The organism is Bartonella sp. AP9QHHD (genome assembly GCF_042195625.1).
Classification (GTDB): Bacteria; Pseudomonadota; Alphaproteobacteria; order Rhizobiales; family Rhizobiaceae; genus Bartonella.
Window position 1 is genome coordinate 1 of record NZ_JBHIOP010000110.1, and the last position, 1,155, is coordinate 1,155.

At 46.7% G+C, this 1,155-nt stretch carries 1 pseudogene; it reads left to right on the top strand.

The features are described 5' to 3' along the window. A pseudogene (locus ACFIK4_RS09415) lies at window positions 1-1,155 on the top strand (hemagglutinin repeat-containing protein); the annotation flags it as partial.

Genomic DNA, 1,155 nt, shown 5'->3' on the forward strand with positions numbered 1-1,155 from the left:
GAATATTCGTTTGGATGCAGGGCGCACAACGGTTGACGGCGTGGAGACCGTATTAAACACCGAGGCGCTTTCTGCTGGGGGCAATGCGAGCGTAATTGCCAAACAAGATATCACCGCCTCAGGGGTGGGGATCACTACCGGAGGTGATCTTGCCATGGCTACAGAACAAGGTAACTTGACGATCGGTTCAGCAGAAACCCATTACCATGATGAACAGGGTGATGCCACCATGCATCATAAATCAGAAGTCAACTCTGGAGGCTCAACAACGCTTTCCTCTGGAAAAGATTTGAATATTTTAGGCTCTGATGTTCAAACAAAGGATAAACTTCTCTTGCAAGCTGAGAGGAATGTTTCGATTGATGCCACACGCAACAGCATGGACAATCAGAGTGGGAGTGAAACATCTCATGTTGCCTTACACAATGGCTCTCATTTAAGTTCTGGAAAAGATACCACTGTCATCTCAGGTCAAGATATCCATATTGCTGCTTCCGATATAGATGCCAAGGGCAATGTTGGTCTTGGTGCCCAAGGGGAGATAACAATAGGGGTGAGAAACGATGAGATGGAGTATCATCTTCGCACCAAAAACACGAAAGTGGATATGCAAGCCTCTCATGCCGTTGGATCTTCGATAAAATCGGGAGGTGACACCACTGTCATTGCAGGGCAGGATGGCAAACCGCATGATCTTAGCATTACAGGTAGTTCCATTGCGGCTGATGGCAAGGTGGGGCTGAAAGCCAGCAACGATATTCTCATCAATAATGCAGAGGATAGCTTACATTATGAGATGTCGTACCATAAAGACGGTGGGGTGTTTAGTAGCAGTAAATCTGAGCATAACAAGATGGATGTGCGCCAAGTTGTGGGGTCAAGCNATTCACTCTGGGGGAAAGATTGTCATAAAAGGCGCCCAAGAACACTTGGACCAGCAAGCACAATCGTCATCAAGTGGCTTTTTGCATGAAGAATCTTCCGATACATCTCAATCGCATACCACAACGGTTTCCTCTATCCTTGGGGCGACGGGCAACATTATCACGCAATCAGACAAAGAGACCACAATCACTGCTTCTCATCTGCTTTCCGGTCAAGATATCAATGTGAGCGGAGAAAGTGTGACGATTGATGGCATGACAGATCATCATA